General features: G+C 55.5%; 16 protein-coding genes. 13 read left to right on the forward strand and 3 right to left on the reverse strand.

What is annotated here, in order from left to right; genetic code table 11:
• The first annotated feature begins 46 nt into the window (after positions 1-46).
• The 5 genes from flgH (at position 47) to flgL (ending at position 5495) form a co-directional block, all read left to right on the forward strand.
• Complete coding sequence (flgH, locus tag ACQG2Q_RS09140) at positions 47-745, forward strand: flagellar basal body L-ring protein FlgH (protein ID WP_023299788.1); 699 nt, start codon at positions 47-49, stop codon at positions 743-745.
• A 12-nt stretch (positions 746-757) separates the two neighbouring features.
• The gene (locus tag ACQG2Q_RS09145; RefSeq protein WP_063849336.1) at positions 758-1855 is read left to right on the forward strand and encodes a flagellar basal body P-ring protein FlgI; all 1098 of its coding nucleotides are present in this window, start codon (positions 758-760) and stop codon (positions 1853-1855) included.
• A complete protein-coding gene (gene flgJ, locus ACQG2Q_RS09150; protein ID WP_023305862.1) occupies positions 1856-2809 on the forward strand; it encodes a flagellar assembly peptidoglycan hydrolase FlgJ in 954 nt (317 codons plus the stop codon).
• Between the two features lie 75 nt (positions 2810-2884).
• On the forward strand, positions 2885-4525 hold the full coding sequence (gene flgK, locus ACQG2Q_RS09155; RefSeq protein WP_045307939.1) for a flagellar hook-associated protein FlgK: 1641 nt from the start codon (positions 2885-2887) through the stop codon (positions 4523-4525).
• 16 nt (positions 4526-4541) lie between these two features.
• Positions 4542-5495 (forward strand): flagellar hook-associated protein FlgL, encoded by a 954-nt coding sequence (gene flgL, locus ACQG2Q_RS09160; protein WP_063849335.1) that lies wholly within the window; start codon positions 4542-4544, stop codon positions 5493-5495.
• A gap of 74 nt (positions 5496-5569) precedes the next feature.
• Here the strand turns inward: flgL and ACQG2Q_RS09165 are convergent, their stop codons facing one another.
• The gene (locus tag ACQG2Q_RS09165) at positions 5570-6781 is read right to left on the reverse strand and encodes an MFS transporter (RefSeq protein WP_063849334.1); all 1212 of its coding nucleotides are present in this window, start codon (positions 6779-6781) and stop codon (positions 5570-5572) included.
• A gap of 109 nt (positions 6782-6890) precedes the next feature.
• Between ACQG2Q_RS09165 and ACQG2Q_RS09170 the strand changes: the two genes are divergently transcribed.
• Positions 6891-7829, forward strand: coding sequence for a LysR family transcriptional regulator (locus ACQG2Q_RS09170; RefSeq protein WP_063849333.1), 939 nt, complete (start codon positions 6891-6893; stop codon positions 7827-7829).
• Positions 7830-7869: 40 nt separating this feature from the next.
• On the opposite strand, the gene rne is transcribed toward ACQG2Q_RS09170, so the two are convergent.
• Positions 7870-10977: a ribonuclease E gene (rne, locus tag ACQG2Q_RS09175; RefSeq protein ID WP_023305866.1), complete on the reverse strand. Its 3108-nt coding sequence runs from the start codon at positions 10975-10977 to the stop codon at positions 7870-7872.
• A gap of 570 nt (positions 10978-11547) precedes the next feature.
• Here rne and rluC point away from each other — a divergent pair.
• Entirely contained in the window at positions 11548-12495 is a 948-nt protein-coding gene (rluC, locus tag ACQG2Q_RS09180; protein WP_003857970.1) for a 23S rRNA pseudouridine(955/2504/2580) synthase RluC, read from the forward strand.
• A gap of 79 nt (positions 12496-12574) precedes the next feature.
• Here rluC and ACQG2Q_RS09185 read toward each other — a convergent pair whose 3' ends face one another.
• Positions 12575-13159 carry a Maf family protein gene (locus tag ACQG2Q_RS09185; RefSeq protein WP_032624478.1) on the reverse strand — a complete coding sequence of 195 codons (585 nt, stop codon included), beginning with the start codon at positions 13157-13159 and terminating at the stop codon, positions 12575-12577.
• A gap of 140 nt (positions 13160-13299) precedes the next feature.
• Between ACQG2Q_RS09185 and yceD the strand changes: the two genes are divergently transcribed.
• From yceD to fabG, 6 genes are all read left to right on the forward strand, one after another.
• The gene (yceD, locus tag ACQG2Q_RS09190) at positions 13300-13821 is read left to right on the forward strand and encodes a 23S rRNA accumulation protein YceD (protein ID WP_063849332.1); all 522 of its coding nucleotides are present in this window, start codon (positions 13300-13302) and stop codon (positions 13819-13821) included.
• 16 nt (positions 13822-13837) lie between these two features.
• Positions 13838-14011 (forward strand): 50S ribosomal protein L32, encoded by a 174-nt coding sequence (gene rpmF, locus ACQG2Q_RS09195; protein ID WP_003857964.1) that lies wholly within the window; start codon positions 13838-13840, stop codon positions 14009-14011.
• 81 nt (positions 14012-14092) lie between these two features.
• A complete protein-coding gene (gene plsX, locus ACQG2Q_RS09200) occupies positions 14093-15127 on the forward strand; it encodes a phosphate acyltransferase PlsX (RefSeq protein WP_152811225.1) in 1035 nt (344 codons plus the stop codon).
• 6 nt (positions 15128-15133) lie between these two features.
• On the forward strand, positions 15134-16087 hold the full coding sequence (locus ACQG2Q_RS09205) for a beta-ketoacyl-ACP synthase III (protein ID WP_003857960.1): 954 nt from the start codon (positions 15134-15136) through the stop codon (positions 16085-16087).
• A 15-nt stretch (positions 16088-16102) separates the two neighbouring features.
• Complete coding sequence (gene fabD, locus ACQG2Q_RS09210; RefSeq protein WP_063849331.1) at positions 16103-17032, forward strand: ACP S-malonyltransferase; 930 nt, start codon at positions 16103-16105, stop codon at positions 17030-17032.
• Positions 17033-17044: 12 nt separating this feature from the next.
• Positions 17045-17779, forward strand: a complete 735-nt coding sequence (fabG, locus tag ACQG2Q_RS09215; RefSeq protein WP_022647739.1) for a 3-oxoacyl-ACP reductase FabG — start codon at positions 17045-17047, stop codon at positions 17777-17779.
• Positions 17780-17898: the final 119 nt, after the last annotated feature.

Raw genomic sequence — 17898 nt, forward strand, 5'->3', positions numbered from 1 at the left:
GTGCGGTAAACGTCGCACCGGCTCCCTGTTTTCGAAGATGAAGGCAATGCAAAAAAACGCGGCGTTTCGTTATCCGATCCTGACTGTTCTGGCTGTCACCCTCAGCGGGTGTGCCTGGATCCCGTCTAAACCATTGGTACAGGGTGCGACTACCGCCCAACCCGTTCCCGGCCCCTCGCCGGTGGTGAACGGCTCTATTTTCCAGACCGCGCAGCCGATTAACTACGGTTATCAGCCGCTGTTTGAAGACCGTCGTCCGCGTAACGTCGGCGATACGCTGACCATTGTGTTGCAGGAAAACGTCAGCGCGAGCAAGAGCTCGTCGGCGAACGCCAGCCGCGACGGCAAAACCAATTTTGGCTTCGACACCGTACCGCGCTATCTGCAAGGGCTGTTCGGCAACGCCCGTGCGGATGTGGAAGCCTCCGGCGGCAACACCTTTAACGGTAAAGGTGGCGCGAACGCCAGCAATACCTTCAGCGGAACGCTGACGGTAACGGTTGACCAGGTTCTGGTGAACGGCAACCTGCACGTGGTGGGCGAAAAACAGATCGCCATTAACCAGGGTACGGAATTCATTCGCTTCTCCGGTGTGGTTAACCCTCGCACTATCAGCGGCACCAACACTGTACCGTCCACACAGGTGGCGGATGCGCGCATTGAGTACGTCGGAAACGGCTACATCAACGAAGCGCAAAATATGGGCTGGCTGCAACGCTTCTTCCTTAACTTATCGCCGATGTAAGCGAGGTGACCTATGTATAAATTTCTCTTCGCCGTGACGCTGTCGCTGGTCGCTACCGTTGCGCAGGCCGATCGCATTCGCGATCTCACCAGCGTGCAGGGCGTGCGCGAAAACTCCCTGATTGGCTACGGCCTGGTGGTGGGGCTGGATGGGACGGGTGACCAGACGACCCAGACGCCGTTCACCACCCAGAGCCTGAACAACATGCTCTCTCAGCTCGGTATTACCGTACCGGCGGGGACCAACATGCAGCTGAAAAACGTGGCGGCGGTGATGGTGACCGCGTCTTATCCGGCCTTTGCGCGTCAGGGACAGACCATCGACGTGGTTGTCTCGTCGATGGGTAACGCCAAAAGCCTGCGCGGCGGTACGTTGTTGATGACGCCGCTGAAAGGCGTCGACAGCCAGGTGTATGCTCTGGCGCAGGGCAACATTCTGGTTGGCGGGGCAGGTGCGTCGGCGGGCGGCAGCAGCGTGCAGGTGAACCAGCTGAACGGGGGACGTATTACCAACGGCGCGATCATCGAACGTGAGCTGCCGACCCAGTTCGGCACCGGCAACACCATTAACCTGCAACTGAATAACGAAGACTTCACGATGGCGCAGCAGATTGCTGACACCATCAACCGCAGCCGGGGTTACGGCAGCGCCACCGCGCTGGATGCCCGCACCGTGCAGATCCGCACGTCAACCGGTAGCAGCAACCAGGTGCGGATGCTGGCCGATATCCAGAATATGGAAGTGAACGTGTCGGTGCAGGATGCAAAAGTCATTATCAACTCCCGTACCGGATCGGTGGTGATGAACCGCGAAGTGACGCTGGACAGCTGCGCCGTGGCGCAGGGCAATCTCTCCGTCACGGTTAACCGCTCGGCCAACGTCAGCCAGCCGGATACCCCATTTGGTGGCGGTCAGACGGTAGTGACCCCGCAAACGCAGATTGATTTACGACAGAGCGGCGGATCGTTGCAGAGCGTGCGCTCCAGCGCCAACCTGAACAGCGTGGTACGTGCCCTGAACGCGCTGGGTGCAACGCCAATGGATCTGATGTCCATTCTGCAATCCATGCAAAGTGCAGGCTGCCTGCGCGCTAAACTGGAAATCATCTAAATGCTGACCGATAGCAAACTGTTGACCAGTGCCGCCTGGGATGCCCAGTCGCTCAACGAGCTGAAAACCAAAGCGGGCAAGGATCCGGCGGCGAATATCCGCCCGGTTGCCCGTCAGGTGGAAGGCATGTTCGTGCAGATGATGTTGAAAAGCATGCGTGAAACCCTGCCGAAAGATGGCATGTTCAGCAGCGATTCCACACGGCTTTACACCAGCATGTACGATCAGCAGATTGCCCAGCAAATGACTGCCGGAAAGGGGCTCGGCCTGGCGGACATGATTGTGAAACAGACCGCAGCCGCTCAGGGGCTGCCACCTGAAGAGGCTCCGCCGCAGGTGCCGCTGAAGTTTGATCTGGAAAAGGTGACCAGTTATCAAAATCAGGCGCTGACCCAGATGGTGCGTAAGGCGATGCCGAAGCCGACAGAAGCGCGTGACGAGCCGCTCTCCGGCGACAGCAAAGACTTCCTGGCGCAGCTCTCCCTGCCGGCACGTCTTGCCAGTGAAGAAAGCGGCGTGCCACACCATCTGATTCTGGCGCAGGCGGCGCTGGAGTCGGGCTGGGGGCAACGTCAGATCCGCAGGGAGAACGGCGAGCCGAGCTTCAACATCTTTGGCGTGAAGGCCACCTCCAGCTGGAAGGGGCCGACCACGGAAATTACCACCACCGAATATGAGAACGGTGCGGCAGTGAAGGTGAAAGCCAAATTCCGCGTCTACAGCTCGTATCTGGAAGCGTTGTCGGATTATGTCGGGCTGTTGAGCCGGAATCCGCGCTACACCGCCGTGACCCAGGCCACCACGCCAGAGCAGGGCGCTCAGGCATTGCAGAATGCCGGCTACGCGACCGATCCAAACTATGCACGCAAGCTGACCAGCATGATCCAACAGCTGAAATCCATGTCTGAGAAGGTCAGCAAAGCGTATAGCACAGATCTCGAAAATCTGTTCTGAAAGTTCTCAAGTCCCGGTGGAGGTTGCCGATAACCTTCATCAGGACTCGTGTCTGAACGTATAAAAGGAACCCCCATGTCCAGTTTGATTAACAGCGCCATGAGTGGCCTCAGTGCTGCGCAGTCGGCACTCAATACCGTCAGTAATAATATTTCAAGCTACAACGTGGCAGGTTATACCCGCCAGACTACCATTCTGGGCGCATCAAACAGCACCCTGACCGGCGGCGGCTGGGTGGGTAACGGGGTCTATGTCTCCGGCGTTCAGCGTGAATATGATGCATTTATTACCAACCAGCTGCGCGCGGCGCAGAACCAGAGCAGCGGCCTGACCACGCGCTACCAGCAGATGTCGAAAATTGACGACGTGCTGTCGGATACCACGAACTCGCTTTCTGCCAACCTCCAGGATTTCTTTAAAAGCCTGCAAACGCTGGTGAGTAACGCAGAAGATCCGGCTGCACGCCAGACGGTACTCGGGAAGGCAGATGGTCTGGTAAACCAGTTCAAAACTAACGATCAATATCTCCGCGATCAGGATGCGCAGGTCAATACGGCGATTTCTACCAGCGTCGATCAGATCAATAACTATGCGAAGCAGATTGCTAACCTTAACGATCAGATTTCCCGGCTGACTGGCGTAGGGGCGGGCGCATCCCCGAACGAACTGCTCGATCAGCGCGATCAGCTGGTGAGCGAACTGAACAAAATAGTCGGTGTGGACGTGACCGTACAGGACAGCGGCACCTACAACATCTCTATCGCCAACGGCTACACCCTGGTCCAGGGCAGCAACGCCAGCCAGCTGGCTGCGGTGAAATCCAGCGCGGACCCTGCACGTACAACGATTGCGTATGTGGATGCCGCAGCAGGCAACGTGGAGATCTCAGAAAAACAGATCACCACGGGGTCGCTTGGGGGGCTGTTAACGTTCCGTTCTCAGGATCTGGATCAGGCGCGAAATACGCTTAACCAGATGGCGCTGGCGTTTGCGGATGCCATGAATACCCAGCACCAGGCGGGCTTTGATGCCAACGGAGACGCAGGCGGCAAGCTGTTTGATTTTGGCTCCCCGGCAGTGCTGAGTAACGGTAAGAACACCGGAAGCGCGTCCGTGACGGCAACGATGACGGACAGTACCAAGGTCCAGGCGACAAACTACAAAGTTGAGTACAACGGTACCGACTGGACCATCACCCGTCTGTCAGACAACACCAGCTTCACGGCTATGCCGGATACCAGCGGTAATCTTTCGTTTGATGGCCTCAACGTCAACATTAGCGGCTCGGCCAATAATAAAGACAGCTTTATCGTGAAGCCGGTGAATGACGTTATCGTGAATATGGACGTTGCGATCAGCGACGAATCCAAACTGGCGATGGCTTCCGCGAAAGGAAGCGGCGAAAGCGACAATACCAATGGCCAAAAGCTGCTGGATTTGCAGAGCGCCAAGCTGGTGGGGGGAAACAAAACCTTTAACGATGCTTATGCCGCGCTGGTCAGTACGGTGGGCAGCACCACGGCGTCGCTGAAAACCAGCAGCGAAACCAAAGTTAACGTTGTTACGCAGCTGACCAAACAACAGCAGTCAATCTCCGGGGTTAACCTGGATGAAGAGTATGGCAACCTGCAACGCTATCAGCAGTACTATCTGGCGAATGCGCAGGTGCTGCAAACGGCGAGCACGCTGTTTGATGCATTGATCAATATCCGCTAAGGCTGAGGCATAAAAAATGCGTATTAGTACTCAAATGATGTATGAGCAAAGCATGCGCGGCGTGACGAACTCCCAAAGCCTCTGGCTCAGCTACGGCGAGCAGATGTCTACGGGGAAGCGTATCAACCGTCCGTCTGACGATCCGATTGCCGCTTCGCAGGCCGTTGTGCTCTCTCAGGCCCAAACGCAAAACAGCCAGTATGCGCTGGCGCGCTCCTTCGCTACGACGAAAGTCTCGCTGGAAGAAAACGTGTTATCGCAAGTGACAACCGCTATCCAGGCTGCTCAGGAAAAGATTGTCAATGCGGGCAACGGTACGTTAAGTGACGATGACCGCGCTTCGCTGGCAACGAACCTGCAAGGTATTCGCGATCAGCTCATGAACCTGGCTAACAGCACGGACGGTAACGGTCGCTATATTTTTTCCGGTTACAAAACCGAAGCGGCGGCTTTCGACCAGACTACGGGTGATTATAAGGGCGGCGGAACGCCAATCAGCCAGCAGGTTGACTCTGCGCGCACGATGCAAATCAGCCATACGGGCACTGAAGTTTTCGATAGCTTCACCAGCAATGCGAAGCCAGAGCCAGATGGTAGTACGCCGGAAACGAATTTGTTCAAGATCCTCGACTCCGCAATTGAAGCGCTGAATAAGCCGATTGGCGATGACGAAACGAAGGCTGAAGCATTTACGGCGGCTATTGATAAAGCCAACCGTGGCCTGAGCAACTCCCTCAACAACGTGCTGACCGTTCGCGCGGACCTCGGCATCAAGCTGGACGAGCTGGGCAAGCTGGATTCTCTGGGTGAAGACCGCGCGCTGGGCCAGACTCAGCAGATGAGCGACCTGGTTGACGTAGACTGGAACTCGGTGATTTCGTCCTACACCATGCAGCAGGCGGCGTTGCAGGCCTCGTATAAAGCCTTTAGCGATATGCAGGGTATGTCTTTGTTCCAGATGAACAGATAAGACTCTGACCTGTTTGACATGTCTGAAACTGGGCATGTTTTGACTGCCCAACCCGTCCGGGTTGGGCATTTTTTTTACACACTTTCTGCCTGAGCGGACACCACCCGGGCGCTTTCAATCACTCTGATAGCCAGCGCAATGGCACCACACAGGGTTGCCAGTGCTACCACGCCCGTCCAGCCTGCCAGCGTATAGATATTGCTGCCTAATGCCGAACCCAGCGCCATTCCGATGAAAATGACGGTAAACAGCAGGGCGTTAAGGCGCCCACGGGCCTGCGGCTCAAGGCTGTAGACCAGGTTCTGGTGCGCCACGAGGCTGGACTGCAAACCGAGATCAAAACCGACCGCGGAGAGGGCAATCAGGAGCAACTGGCCGTGTACACCCAGGGCTGGCATCAGGAACATCAGGGCAAACGAGAGGGTCACCAGCGCGGCACCCAGTTGGGTCACTTTACCGGCGCCCAGCTTATCGGCCAGACTGCCTGCCAGCGGTGCGGCCAGCGCGCCTGCGGCTCCGGCAATACCAAAACCACCCGCCACGGCGCTGCCAAGGTGATACCGTTCCAGCAGCATGACCGCCAGCGTCGACCAGAATGCACTAAAGGCAATCGACAGAAAACCCTGAGCCAGCGCAGCCCGACGCAGCGCCGGGTAGCGACGCCAGAGGTGTTCCATGGAGCGCATCAGTGCCGGGTAGCTCAGCGTGGAATGAACGGCGAAGCGGGGAAGTACGGCCCACATCACCACGCCGATAAAGGCAATGCTTGCGGCGGCCAGCTGATACATCACTCGCCAGCCAAAGGCTTCACCCACCACGCCGCTCACGGTTCTGGAGAGCAAAATCCCCAGCAGCAGGCCGGTCATCACCGTGCCGACCGTTTTTCCCTGTTTGCCTTCCGGCGCGAGGATCGCTGCGGCCGGGACAATATCCTGCGCCATGGTGGCGGCCATGCCAATCAGCAGGCTGGTGAGCAGCAGGGAATGCAGTTGTCCGGTCAGGCTACAACCCAGCAGGAACAGCGCCAGAGCTGCACTTTTTATCAGGATCAACGTTCTGCGGTCATAACGATCGCCGAGCGGGAGCAGAAACAGGATGCCTAAGGCATAACCCGCCTGGGTGAGTGTCGGGACCATGCCCATGCCTTCGATGCTCAGGTGCAGGTCTGAGCCCATCAGCGGCAGCAGAGGCTGGGCATAATAGATGGATGCCACGCTGAAGCCCGCACCGAGCGCCAGCATTAAGATTACCCAGCGGCTTATGGCCGGGGTGGCAGTTGTGTTCATAAGATGTTCCTCATTCGTCGTGTGCGGCTATTTTTTATCAGTACGCCTTGCGACGGTAGCGGGCGCGGTGGTAAAACGATTATACGTGTAGCGTATAGGTGCAAATGATATGAAACGGACTGAGCGTATAGATCGTGTAGAACTGATGCGAACCTTTGTTCGCATTGTGGAGGCGGGGTCCCTTTCTGCGGCGGCACGTCAGCTGGCAACAACCCAGGCCACGGTGAGCCGACGGTTGCAGTCGCTCGAGACCATGCTGGGCGTGCGCCTGATGCTGCGCACAACCCATACGACACGGCTGACCGATGACGGTGAACGTTGTTATCAGCATGCCAGACGGGTGATTGACAGCTGGCTGGCGCTGGAAGACGAGGTGGGGCAGACGGAAGATGAACCGGTCGGGGTGCTGAGGGTGCGCGCGCCTCACGCGTTTGGCCAGGATCAGCTACTAAAACCGTTAACCCAATTTTTGCAGCGCTATCCCCAGCTTTCTGTTGAGTGGATGCTTAACGATCGCTCGGTTGATTTCCTCGGCGATAATCTTGACTGTGCTATTCGGGTGGGCGTGGAAGTCGATCCGGCAACCGTGTCTGTGCTACTGGCTGAAGTGCCGCGCTCAGTGGTAGCGTCACCGGCACTCCTGGCCCGTTTTCCCGCGGTTAACACGCCGGACGATCTGCAACATCTCCCCTGGATTGCCATCAGCTCTTTTTATCAACGCCATGTGGAGCTCTTCCACGAGGCAACACCCACCCAGGCGAGAGTTACCATTACGCCACGCCTGAGTACCGACAGCCTGTATGTAGCGCGCAATACGGCACTCACCGGGCTAGGCGTGGCGGTGGTATCCAGCTGGACGGTACAGGATGATATTCGGGAAGGGCGACTGGTGCATTTACTGCCAGAGTGGCAGCCAGCAGCGCTACCGGTACATCTGGTTTATCCCTGGTCACGCTATTATCCGGCGCGCTTGCGGCGTTTTCTGGAGCTGATGCGGCAGATAATGCCGGAGGTCACCGGGATGAGAAAGCCCCTGCAACAGCCATAAAAAAGCCGACCCGAAGGTCGGCTTTCAGTCTTAGCGTGCGTTATTCAACAGGCTGAGGACGAGTAGCTGGGGCAGTAGCCATGTGCGTCGCACTGTGACCACCGGCAGCACCTTTACCTTCGAAGTTGAATTCCGGACGAACCCAGTCACTATGGCGTGGTGCTTCAGGCACATACTCAGGTGCCGGGGCACGAGTCATTGGCGCGGTAGCAATGTGAGCAGGCGCTACAGCTTCAACGATCTCAACCGGCTCAGATTTCACTTCAGGCGCTTTGACCTCTTCGACAACAGGTTCAACCTGAATCTCGACGTCCTGAACAACCTCTTCCGTCACCGTTTCGACGGCAACGTCTGCGGGCTCTTCTGCTGCGGATACAGGCTTAGCGTCTTCCGCGACTTCTTCAGCCACCACGGTATCTTCTTCGGCAATGATCTGCGGTGCGGCATCAACCGGCGCAGCAATCACTTCAGGATGGGTCGTTTCCACTTCCACAGCCTGCGGCGGCGCTGTTTCAACAACCTGCGGTTCGACCACGGTTGCCGCTTCAGTCACGACGTCTTCCACCGCGACGACTGGTGCAATCACCTCTTCGGTCACAGCCTGTTCTTCAACAGCCTGCTCCGGACGTGCAACCGGATAACGGATCCAGACTTTACCGGATGCCATCTCAGGTGACGCGCACGCCACGGTCATTGGCATTGGAGACTGGGTCGGGTAACGCTCGTCACGATAACGACGGCGACGCTGACCGCTCACGCGCAGATGGCGTGGAGAACGGCGGGAGCGACGCGGCATACCTGCGTTATCACGGTTTTCGCTGCTTTCGTCCTGCTCAACCTGATTTTCCACTACGGCTGGCAGGTCAACTTTCGCAACCTGAGTACCCGTTGTGCTTTCAGCCGCTTCAACCGCGATAACGTCGTTTTCTTCGGCCTGAACAACACCCACACGTACTTTCTGGGTCAGCTGGCGCTGCTTACGACGCGGCATAACCTGAGTACGCTCTTCCTGCTCAGTGTCCTGCTGTTCTACAGGCGCTTCGCGATTCAGGTTTTTGACTTCCTGCTGAGCCTGGCGTTTGTCATCGTTACGACGACGGTTACGCTCGCGGCGAGGCTGCTGCTCGTCACGCTGTTTGCTCTTCTCGGACTCATCGCCCGCCTGCTGGCGAATCTCACGATCTTCAACGTTCTGCTGTTGCTTCTCGCGACGGTTGCGACGGTTGTCCTCGCGCTGTTCACGACCTTCGTTGTTATCGGAACGATTATCACGGCGCTCATTACGATCGCCACGGTCGTTGCGGTCGCGACGGTTGTTCTGACGCTTACGACGGTCCTGCTGACGCTCTGGTTTCGCTTCTTTTGGCGCTTCTTTCGGCTCCTCAGGCTGAACTTCTTCGGCGGCAAACATTTTTTTCAGCGCACCGATGATGCGGCTCAGGAGACCAGGCTGCTCAGGCTGCGCTTTTGGCGCGGCAGGAGCCACTTTCTGCACAGCAGGTTTTTCCGCTGGTTTTTCCAGCGTCGCTTCTGGCGGTGCTTCCGGCATGATAAAGGTCGCTAAAGCTGGCTGCTCAGGCAGTTTACGCTCGGCAGGCTCTTCATCAGACGGCAGCGCCATTTCTTCTTCATGCAGCTTCGGCAGCAGGTAGCTGAGGGTGCTTGTCTCTTCGCCTTTGCGCACGCGCAGCACGTGATAGTGCGGGGTTTGCATCTCGTCGTTTGGCACGATGATGCAGCGAACGCCGCCCTGACGCGCTTCGATTGCGCTCACCGCTGCACGTTTTTCGTTCAGCAGGTAGGAGGCAATCGGCACCGGAACAATAGCGTGAACCTCTTTGGTGTTCTCTTTCAGCGCTTCTTCTTCAATCAGACGCAGAATAGAGAGGGAGAGAGATTCATTGTCACGAACGGTACCTGTACCGGAACAGCGCGGGCAGACGTGATGGCTGGACTCACCCAGAGACGGGCTGAGGCGCTGACGGGACATCTCCAGCAGGCCAAAGCGAGAAATATGGCTGATCTGGATACGCGCGCGATCCTGGCGCACCGCTTCACGCAGACGGTTTTCAACCGCACGCTGATGGCGAACCGGGGTCATGTCGATGAAGTCGATAACGATCAGACCACCCAGGTCGCGCAGGCGGAGCTGGCGGGCGATTTCATCAGCGGCTTCAAGGTTGGTGTTGAAGGCGGTCTCTTCGATGTCGCCGCCGCGGGTTGCTCGCGCGGAGTTGATGTCGATGGCGGTCAACGCTTCGGTGGTATCGATAACGATAGAACCGCCGGACGGCAGACGCACTTCACGCTGGAAGGCAGACTCGATCTGGGATTCAATCTGATAATGGCTGAACAGCGGGATTTCACCGGTGTACAGTTTAATTTTGCTGGTGAAATCCGGGCGACCCAGTGCGGCAATGTGCTGGCGAGCCAGCTCAAGCACTTTCGGGTTATCAATCAGAATTTCACCGATGTCCTGACGCAGATAATCACGGAAGGCACGCACGATGACGTTGCTTTCCTGGTGGATCAGGAACGGCGCAGCACGGCTTTCTGCCGCTTTCTTGATGGCTTCCCAGTGTTTCAGACGGAAGCTCAGGTCCCACTGCAACGCTTCGGCAGATTTGCCAACGCCTGCGGTGCGCACGATAAGGCCCATGCCGTCTGGCAGTTCAAGACTTGCCAGTGCTTCTTTCAGCTCGGTACGGTCATCGCCTTCGATACGGCGAGAGATGCCACCCGCACGCGGGTTGTTTGGCATCAATACCAGATAGCTTCCTGCCAGACTGATAAAGGTGGTCAGCGCGGCGCCTTTGTTGCCACGCTCTTCTTTATCGATCTGGACGATAACTTCCTGACCTTCACGCAGAACATCTTTGATGTTCGGACGGCCATGGGAGTTGTAGTTTGCAGGAAAATATTCGCGGGCGATTTCTTTGAGAGGAAGGAAACCGTGACGCTCAGCACCGTAATCGACAAATGCAGCTTCAAGGCTTGGTTCAATGCGGGTGATTTTGCCTTTGTAAATGTTCGCTTTTTTCTGTTCGTGTCCAGGACTTTCGATATCCAGATCGTACAGGCGCTGCCCATCCACAAGGGCGACACGCAACTCTTCTTGCTGAGTTGCGTTGATTAACATTCTTTTCATCGTAACTTACTCGTTATTCTTACATTGACGACAAAGCTGCGGGCAAGGTGACGCTTTCCGGGGTATGAACCGATGGCCTCGTGTCTATTCACGTCGCCAACCTCACGGTTGTCGCTCGCTTAAGAGGCGCAGAGTGTCGGTTGCCTGTATTTCATAGGGAAACACAGCGCAATTATCAGGGGAATTGCCTGGGAAAACTCTCCAGAGAACAATCCTTATACCGGGAAGTACTGCAACCCGCAGCCCGCTAACTGCCTGAAAGATCAATACGTCTTACGCCATTGCTGCGTGGATGATCGGTCAGACAAAATTGGTCATTCCGTCGACATCCTTACAAAACCCGGATTTAACGCGGAAAACGGATTCATTATTCCACTGCTCGCCGGGTTATAGCAAGATGACTTTTACCAATTATCACCCGGTTACTCACAGTTTCTTCACTTCAACGGGGTGATTGGTTTAATAACCACCAAATCGATTGCGCGAAAGGGGAGTGGTCCGGATAAAAGTAAATATAAGCATAGAAAAATGAGTGGCGCTAATGTCAGACGCTATTTAGAATCGCCAACCATGAAAACAGAGACTCCAGCCGTAAAAATGGTTGCCATCGCCGACGACGAGGCGGGGCAACGTATCGATAATTTTTTGCGCACCCAATTGAAGGGTGTGCCAAAAAGTATGATTTATCGCATCTTGCGTAAGGGTGAGGTGCGGGTGAACAAAAAACGTGTGAAGCCCGAGTACAAGCTCGAGGCGGGCGATGAAGTCCGCATTCCACCGGTACGTGTTGCAGAGCGTGAAGAAGAGGTCGTTTCTCCGAAGCTGCAAAAAGTCGCGGCTTTGAGCGACGTTATCCTTTATGAGGACGACCACATTCTGGTGCTGAATAAACCGTCCGGAACGGCGGTACACGGGGGGAGCGGTCTGAGCTTCGGCGTGATCGAAGGTTTACGTGCGCTGCGCCCGGAAGCGCGTTTCCTCGAACTGGTTCACCGTCTTGACCGTGATACCTCAGGCGTGCTGCTGGTGGCGAAAAAACGTTCTGCACTGCGTTCCCTGCATGAACAGCTGCGCGAAAAAGGGATGCAGAAAGATTATCTGGCGCTGGTGCGCGGCCAGTGGCAGTCCCACGTGAAAGTGGTGCAGGCGCCGCTGCTGAAAAATATTCTGCAAAGCGGTGAGCGCATTGTTCGTGTTAATCAGGAAGGGAAACCGTCTGAGACGCGATTTAAAGTAGAAGAGCGCTACGAATTTGCCACGCTGGTGCGCTGTAGTCCGGTGACGGGGCGTACTCACCAGATTCGCGTCCATACCCAGTTTGCAGGCCATCCGATTGCGTTCGACGATCGCTATGGCGATCGCGAGTTTGATAAGCAGTTGGCGGGTACGGGGCTGTCGCGTCTGTTCCTGCATGCGGCAGCGCTGAAGTTTACCCATCCTAATACCGGTGAAGTTATCCGTATTGAAGCGCCGCTGGATGAGCAGTTGAAACGCTGCCTGAAAGTTCTGCGCGGCTGATTATGTGCCGGGTGGCGCTTCGCTTACCCGGCCTACGAAATCCGTAGGCCCATGCAAGCGAAGCGCCGCTGGGCAAAAATCACATCGTCAGCGGATTACACTCTTCTCGCCTTAACATCTGGCACAGCGCAATCAGCGGCAACCCCACCAGCGTGTTGGGATCCCGCCCGTCCAGCTTGTCGAACAGTGCAATTCCCAGTCCTTCACTTTTGAAACTCCCTGCGCAGTTCAGAGGACGTTCCCGACGCACGTAATCCATAATCTCCTCCTCGCTGAGATGACGGAAGTGCACATCAAATGGCTCACACTCGGTTTGCAGATGACCGGAGGCGGAATTATAAAGCGCCAGGCCGGTATAAAAGGTCACGATACTGCCTCGCGCACGCAAAAGCTGCTGGCAGGCGTTTTCTTCCGTATGCGGTTTACCGGTGATTTCGCCGCCCAGCACACAAACCTGATCGGAGCCTATAATCAGATGAGCGGGGTAACGTACGGCCAGCGACTGTGCTTTCTCTTTCGCGAGACGGGTCACCAGATGACGCGGTGACTCGCCCGGCTGTGGCGTTTCATCCACCTCCGGCGCGGCGCATTCAAACGGGATCCCGAGCTTTTCCAGCAGCATTCGGCGATAAGGTGAAGTGGAAGCAAGGACGAGATTTGGCATATTTTTATCACCAGATATAGCGTATCGATGCCAGCCATTTTAAACTACAGGCCGCAATGTGTGCGAATAATTGGCAAAAGGCAGCTCTGGTTGCCTTTTTCTTTGACTCTATGACGTTACAAAGTTAATATGCGCGCCCTATGCAAAAGGTAAAATTACCCCTGACTCTTGATCCGGTTCGTACGGCTCAAAAACGCCTCGATTACGAAGGAATCTATTCTTCCGATCAGGCTGAGCGTATTGCCGAATCTGTAGTCAGTGTGGACAGTGATGTAGAGTGCTCCATGTCGTTCGCTATCGACAACCAGCGCCTCGCCGTTTTAACCGGTGATGCAAAGGTGACGGTAACGCTCGAATGTCAGCGCTGCGGGAAACCGTTTATACAGCATGTTCACACAACGTATTGTTTCAGTCCGGTTCGTTCTGACGAACAGGCTGAAGCACTCCCGGAAGCGTATGAACCGATTGAGGTTAACGAATTCGGTGAAATCGATCTTCTGGCGCTGGTTGAAGATGAAGTCATCCTCTCCCTGCCAGTCGTTCCGGTGCATGATTCTGAACACTGTGAAGTGTCCGAGGCGGACATGGTCTTTGGGGAACTGCCTGATGAAGCGCAAAAACCAAATCCATTTGCCGTATTAGCCAGCTTAAAGCGTAAGTAATTGAGGAGTAAGGTCCATGGCCGTACAACAGAATAAACCAACCCGTTCCAAACGTGGCATGCGTCGTTCCCATGACGCGCTGACCGCAGTTACCAGCCTGTCTGTAGACAAGACTTCTGGTGAGAAACACCTGCGTCACCACATCACCGCTGACGGTTTCTACCGCGGCCGCAAGGTTATCACTAAGTAATCACGCGTCAGCGTGATTAGGCTTAGTGAGGAACTTCCCCGTGAAAACGGGGAGTTTACCGAACCAGGCTGCGACGATACCTTGACACGTCTAACCCTGGCGTTAGATGTCATGGGGGGAGATTTTGGCCCTACCGTGACAGTGCCTGCAGCATTGCAGGCACTGAATTCTAATTCGCAACTCACACTTCTTTTAGTCGGTAATCCCGACACAATCACGCCATTACTTGCAAAAGCTGACTTTGAACAACGTTCGCGTCTGCAGATTATTCCTGCGCAGTCAGTTATTGCCAGTGATGCCCGGCCATCGCAGGCTATTCGTAATAGCCGCGGCAGCTCTATGCGAATGGCGCTGGAGCTGGTGAAAGAAGGGCGAGCGCAGGCTTGCGTCAGCGCGGGAAATACTGGCGCGCTGATGGGGCTGTCGAAATTATTGCTCAAGCCGATTGAGGGCATTGAGCGTCCGGCGCTGGTGACGGTGTTACCGCATCAGCAGAAGGGCAAAACGGTGGTGCTCGATCTGGGCGCTAACGTAGATTGTGATAGTACAATGCTGGCTCAGTTTGCCGTGATGGGGTCGGTGCTGGCAGAAGACGTGGTCGGAATTACCAATCCCCGCGTTGCGTTATTGAATATTGGTGAAGAAGAGACCAAAGGCCTGGACAGTATCCGCGACGCTGCGGAAATACTCAAACAGGTTCCCTCCATCAACTATATTGGTTATCTCGAAGCCAATGAGTTGCTGACGGGCAAAACGGATGTATTAGTGTGTGATGGCTTCACCGGAAACGTGACGTTGAAGACCATGGAAGGGGTCGTACGAATGTTCCTTTCTCTGCTGAAATCGCAGGGAGAAGGTAAAAAAAGGTCCTGGTGGCTGATTTTATTAAAGCGTTGGTTACAAAAAAGCCTGACGCGGCGATTCAGTCACCTCAACCCCGACCAGTATAATGGCGCCTGTCTGTTAGGATTGCGCGGCATCGTGATTAAGAGTCATGGCGCCGCCAATCAGCGAGCATTTACCGTCGCGATTGAACAGGCAGTGCAGGCGGTGCAGCGACAAGTCCCTCAGAGGATTGCCGCTCGCCTGGGATCTGTATTAGCTAAAAGTGACTGAGCGTACATGTATACGAAGATTTTAGGTACCGGCAGCTACCTGCCAAAACAAGTGCGTACCAACGCCGATCTTGAAAAAATGGTAGATACGTCTGACGAGTGGATTGTCACGCGCACAGGTATCCGTGAACGTCGTATCGCCGCGCCAGACGAAACTGTGTCCACCATGGGCTACGAAGCCGCTCAGCGAGCGCTTGAGATGGCTGGCATTGATAAAGAACAGATCGGGCTTATTGTGGTGGCGACAACATCTGCCACGCATGCCTTCCCAAGCGCAGCGTGCCAGGTGCAGAACATGCTCGGCATCAAAGGCTGCCCGGCATTTGATGTTGCAGCGGCGTGCGCGGGTTTCACCTATGCGCTGAGCATCGCCGATCAGTATGTTAAATCGGGTGCCGTAAAATATGCGTTGGTGATCGGTGCTGATGTGCTGGCGCGTACCTGCGATCCAACCGATCGCGGCACAATCATTATTTTTGGCGATGGCGCGGGCGCGGTGCTGCTGGGGCAGTCCGAAGAACCAGGCATCATCTCCACGCACCTGCACGCTGACGGTCGCTACGGCGAGCTGTTAACGCTGCCTAACGCCGATCGCGTTAATCCGGACAGTTCGATTTACCTGACAATGGCGGGTAATGAAGTGTTCAAGGTGGCCGTGACCGAACTCGCTCACATTGTTGATGAGACGCTGGAAGCGAACAATCTGGATCGCGCCGCACTCGACTGGCTGGTACCGCATCAGGCTAACCTGCGTATTATCAGCGCGACGGCGAAGAAGTTGGGCATGTCTATGGATAACGTTGTGGTGACGCTTGATCGCCACGGCAACACCTCTGCGGCATCGGTACCGTGCGCATTTGACGAAGCGGTACGCGATGGACGAATTAAACGGGGCCAACTGGTCTTGCTTGAAGCCTTTGGTGGCGGGTTCACCTGGGGTTCCGCGCTGGTTCGTTTCTAGGATAAGGATTAAAAAATGACGCAATTTGCTTTTGTGTTCCCGGGACAGGGCTCACAAACTGTTGGGATGTTGTCTGAAATGGCAGCAAACTATCCGGTTATTGAAGAGACTTTCCGTGAAGCTTCTGACGCGCTGGGTTATGATCTGTGGGCGCTGACCCAGCAGGGCCCAGCTGAAGAGCTGAACAAAACCTGGCAGACTCAACCGGCACTGCTGGCAGCCTCCGTCGCATTGTGGCGCGTATGGCAGCAGCAGGGCGGCAAAACGCCGGCGCTGATGGCGGGTCATAGCCTGGGTGAATACTCTGCGCTGGTCTGCGCAGGAGTGATTGCCTTCGCTGACGCGGTCCGTCTGGTTGAATTGCGTGGTAAGTTTATGCAGGAAGCGGTGCCAGAAGGCACGGGCGGCATGTCTGCCATCATCGGTCTGGATGATGCTTCTATTGCTAAAGCCTGTGAAGAATCTGCTGAAGGTCAGGTCGTTTCTCCGGTAAACTTTAACTCGCTAGGCCAGGTCGTTATCGCGGGTCATAAAGAAGCGGTTGAGCGTGCAGGCGCTGCCTGTAAAGCTGCGGGTGCAAAACGTGCACTGCCGCTGCCGGTGAGCGTGCCGTCTCACTGTGCGCTGATGAAGCCCGCTGCCGATAAGCTGGCGGTTGAGCTGGAAAAAATGACCTTTAACGCACCGACGATTTCCGTTGTGAATAACGTCGATGTGAAGTGCGAAACCGCGCCGGAGGCTATCCGTAACGCGCTGGTTCGCCAGCTCTACAGCCCAGTTCAGTGGACCAAAACCGTTGAATTTATGGCGTCTCAGGGCGTTGAACATCTGTATGAAGTCGGTCCAGGTAAGGTACTTACCGGTCTGACAAAACGTATTGTAGACACCCTGACTGCCTCGGCTATTAACGAGCCGGAAGCAATGAAAGCGGCACTCTCGCAATAAAAGAGGAATACCATGAGTTTTGAAGGAAAAATTGCCCTGGTGACCGGCGCAAGCCGCGGTATCGGGCGTGCTATTGCTGAAACACTGGTTGCGCGCGGCGCGACGGTGATCGGGACTGCGACCAGCGAGAATGGCGCACAGGCCATCAGCGAGTATCTGGGTGCGAACGGCAAAGGTCTGGTACTGAATGTGACTGAACCAGCATCTATCGAATCTGTTCTGGAAAATATTCGCGCAGAGTTTGGCGAAGTGGATATTCTGGTCAATAATGCCGGGATCACTCGCGACAACCTGTTGATGCGAATGAAAGATGATGAGTGGAACGATATTATCGAAACCAACCTGTCATCGGTATTCCGTCTGTCAAAAGCGGTAATGCGCGCTATGATGAAAAAGCGTCATGGACGTATTATCACTGTAGGTTCTGTGGTTGGTACCATGGGAAATGCTGGTCAGGCTAACTACGCTGCGGCGAAAGCAGGTCTGATCGGTTTCAGTAAGTCGCTGGCGCGCGAAGTCGCGTCCCGCGGAATTACTGTAAACGTTGTTGCTCCGGGCTTTATTGAAACGGACATGACGCGTGCGCTGACCGATGATCAGCGTGCGGGTACGCTGGCGGCAGTTCCAGCGGGTCGTCTTGGCGACCCTAAAGAAATCGCCAGCGCGGTTGCATTTTTAGCCTCTGACGAAGCGGGTTACATCACTGGTGAAACCCTCCACGTCAACGGCGGGATGTACATGGTTTAATCACGATCGAAAATATTTGCGTTATTTGGGCAAATGGCCTCAAAATAACGTAAAATCGTGGTAAGACCTGCCGGGATTTAGTTGCAAATTTTTCAACATTTTATACACTACGAAAACCA

This window comes from Enterobacter cloacae complex sp. 370H10 (genome assembly GCF_050031535.1).
GTDB lineage: Bacteria > Pseudomonadota > Gammaproteobacteria > Enterobacterales > Enterobacteriaceae > Enterobacter > Enterobacter intestinihominis.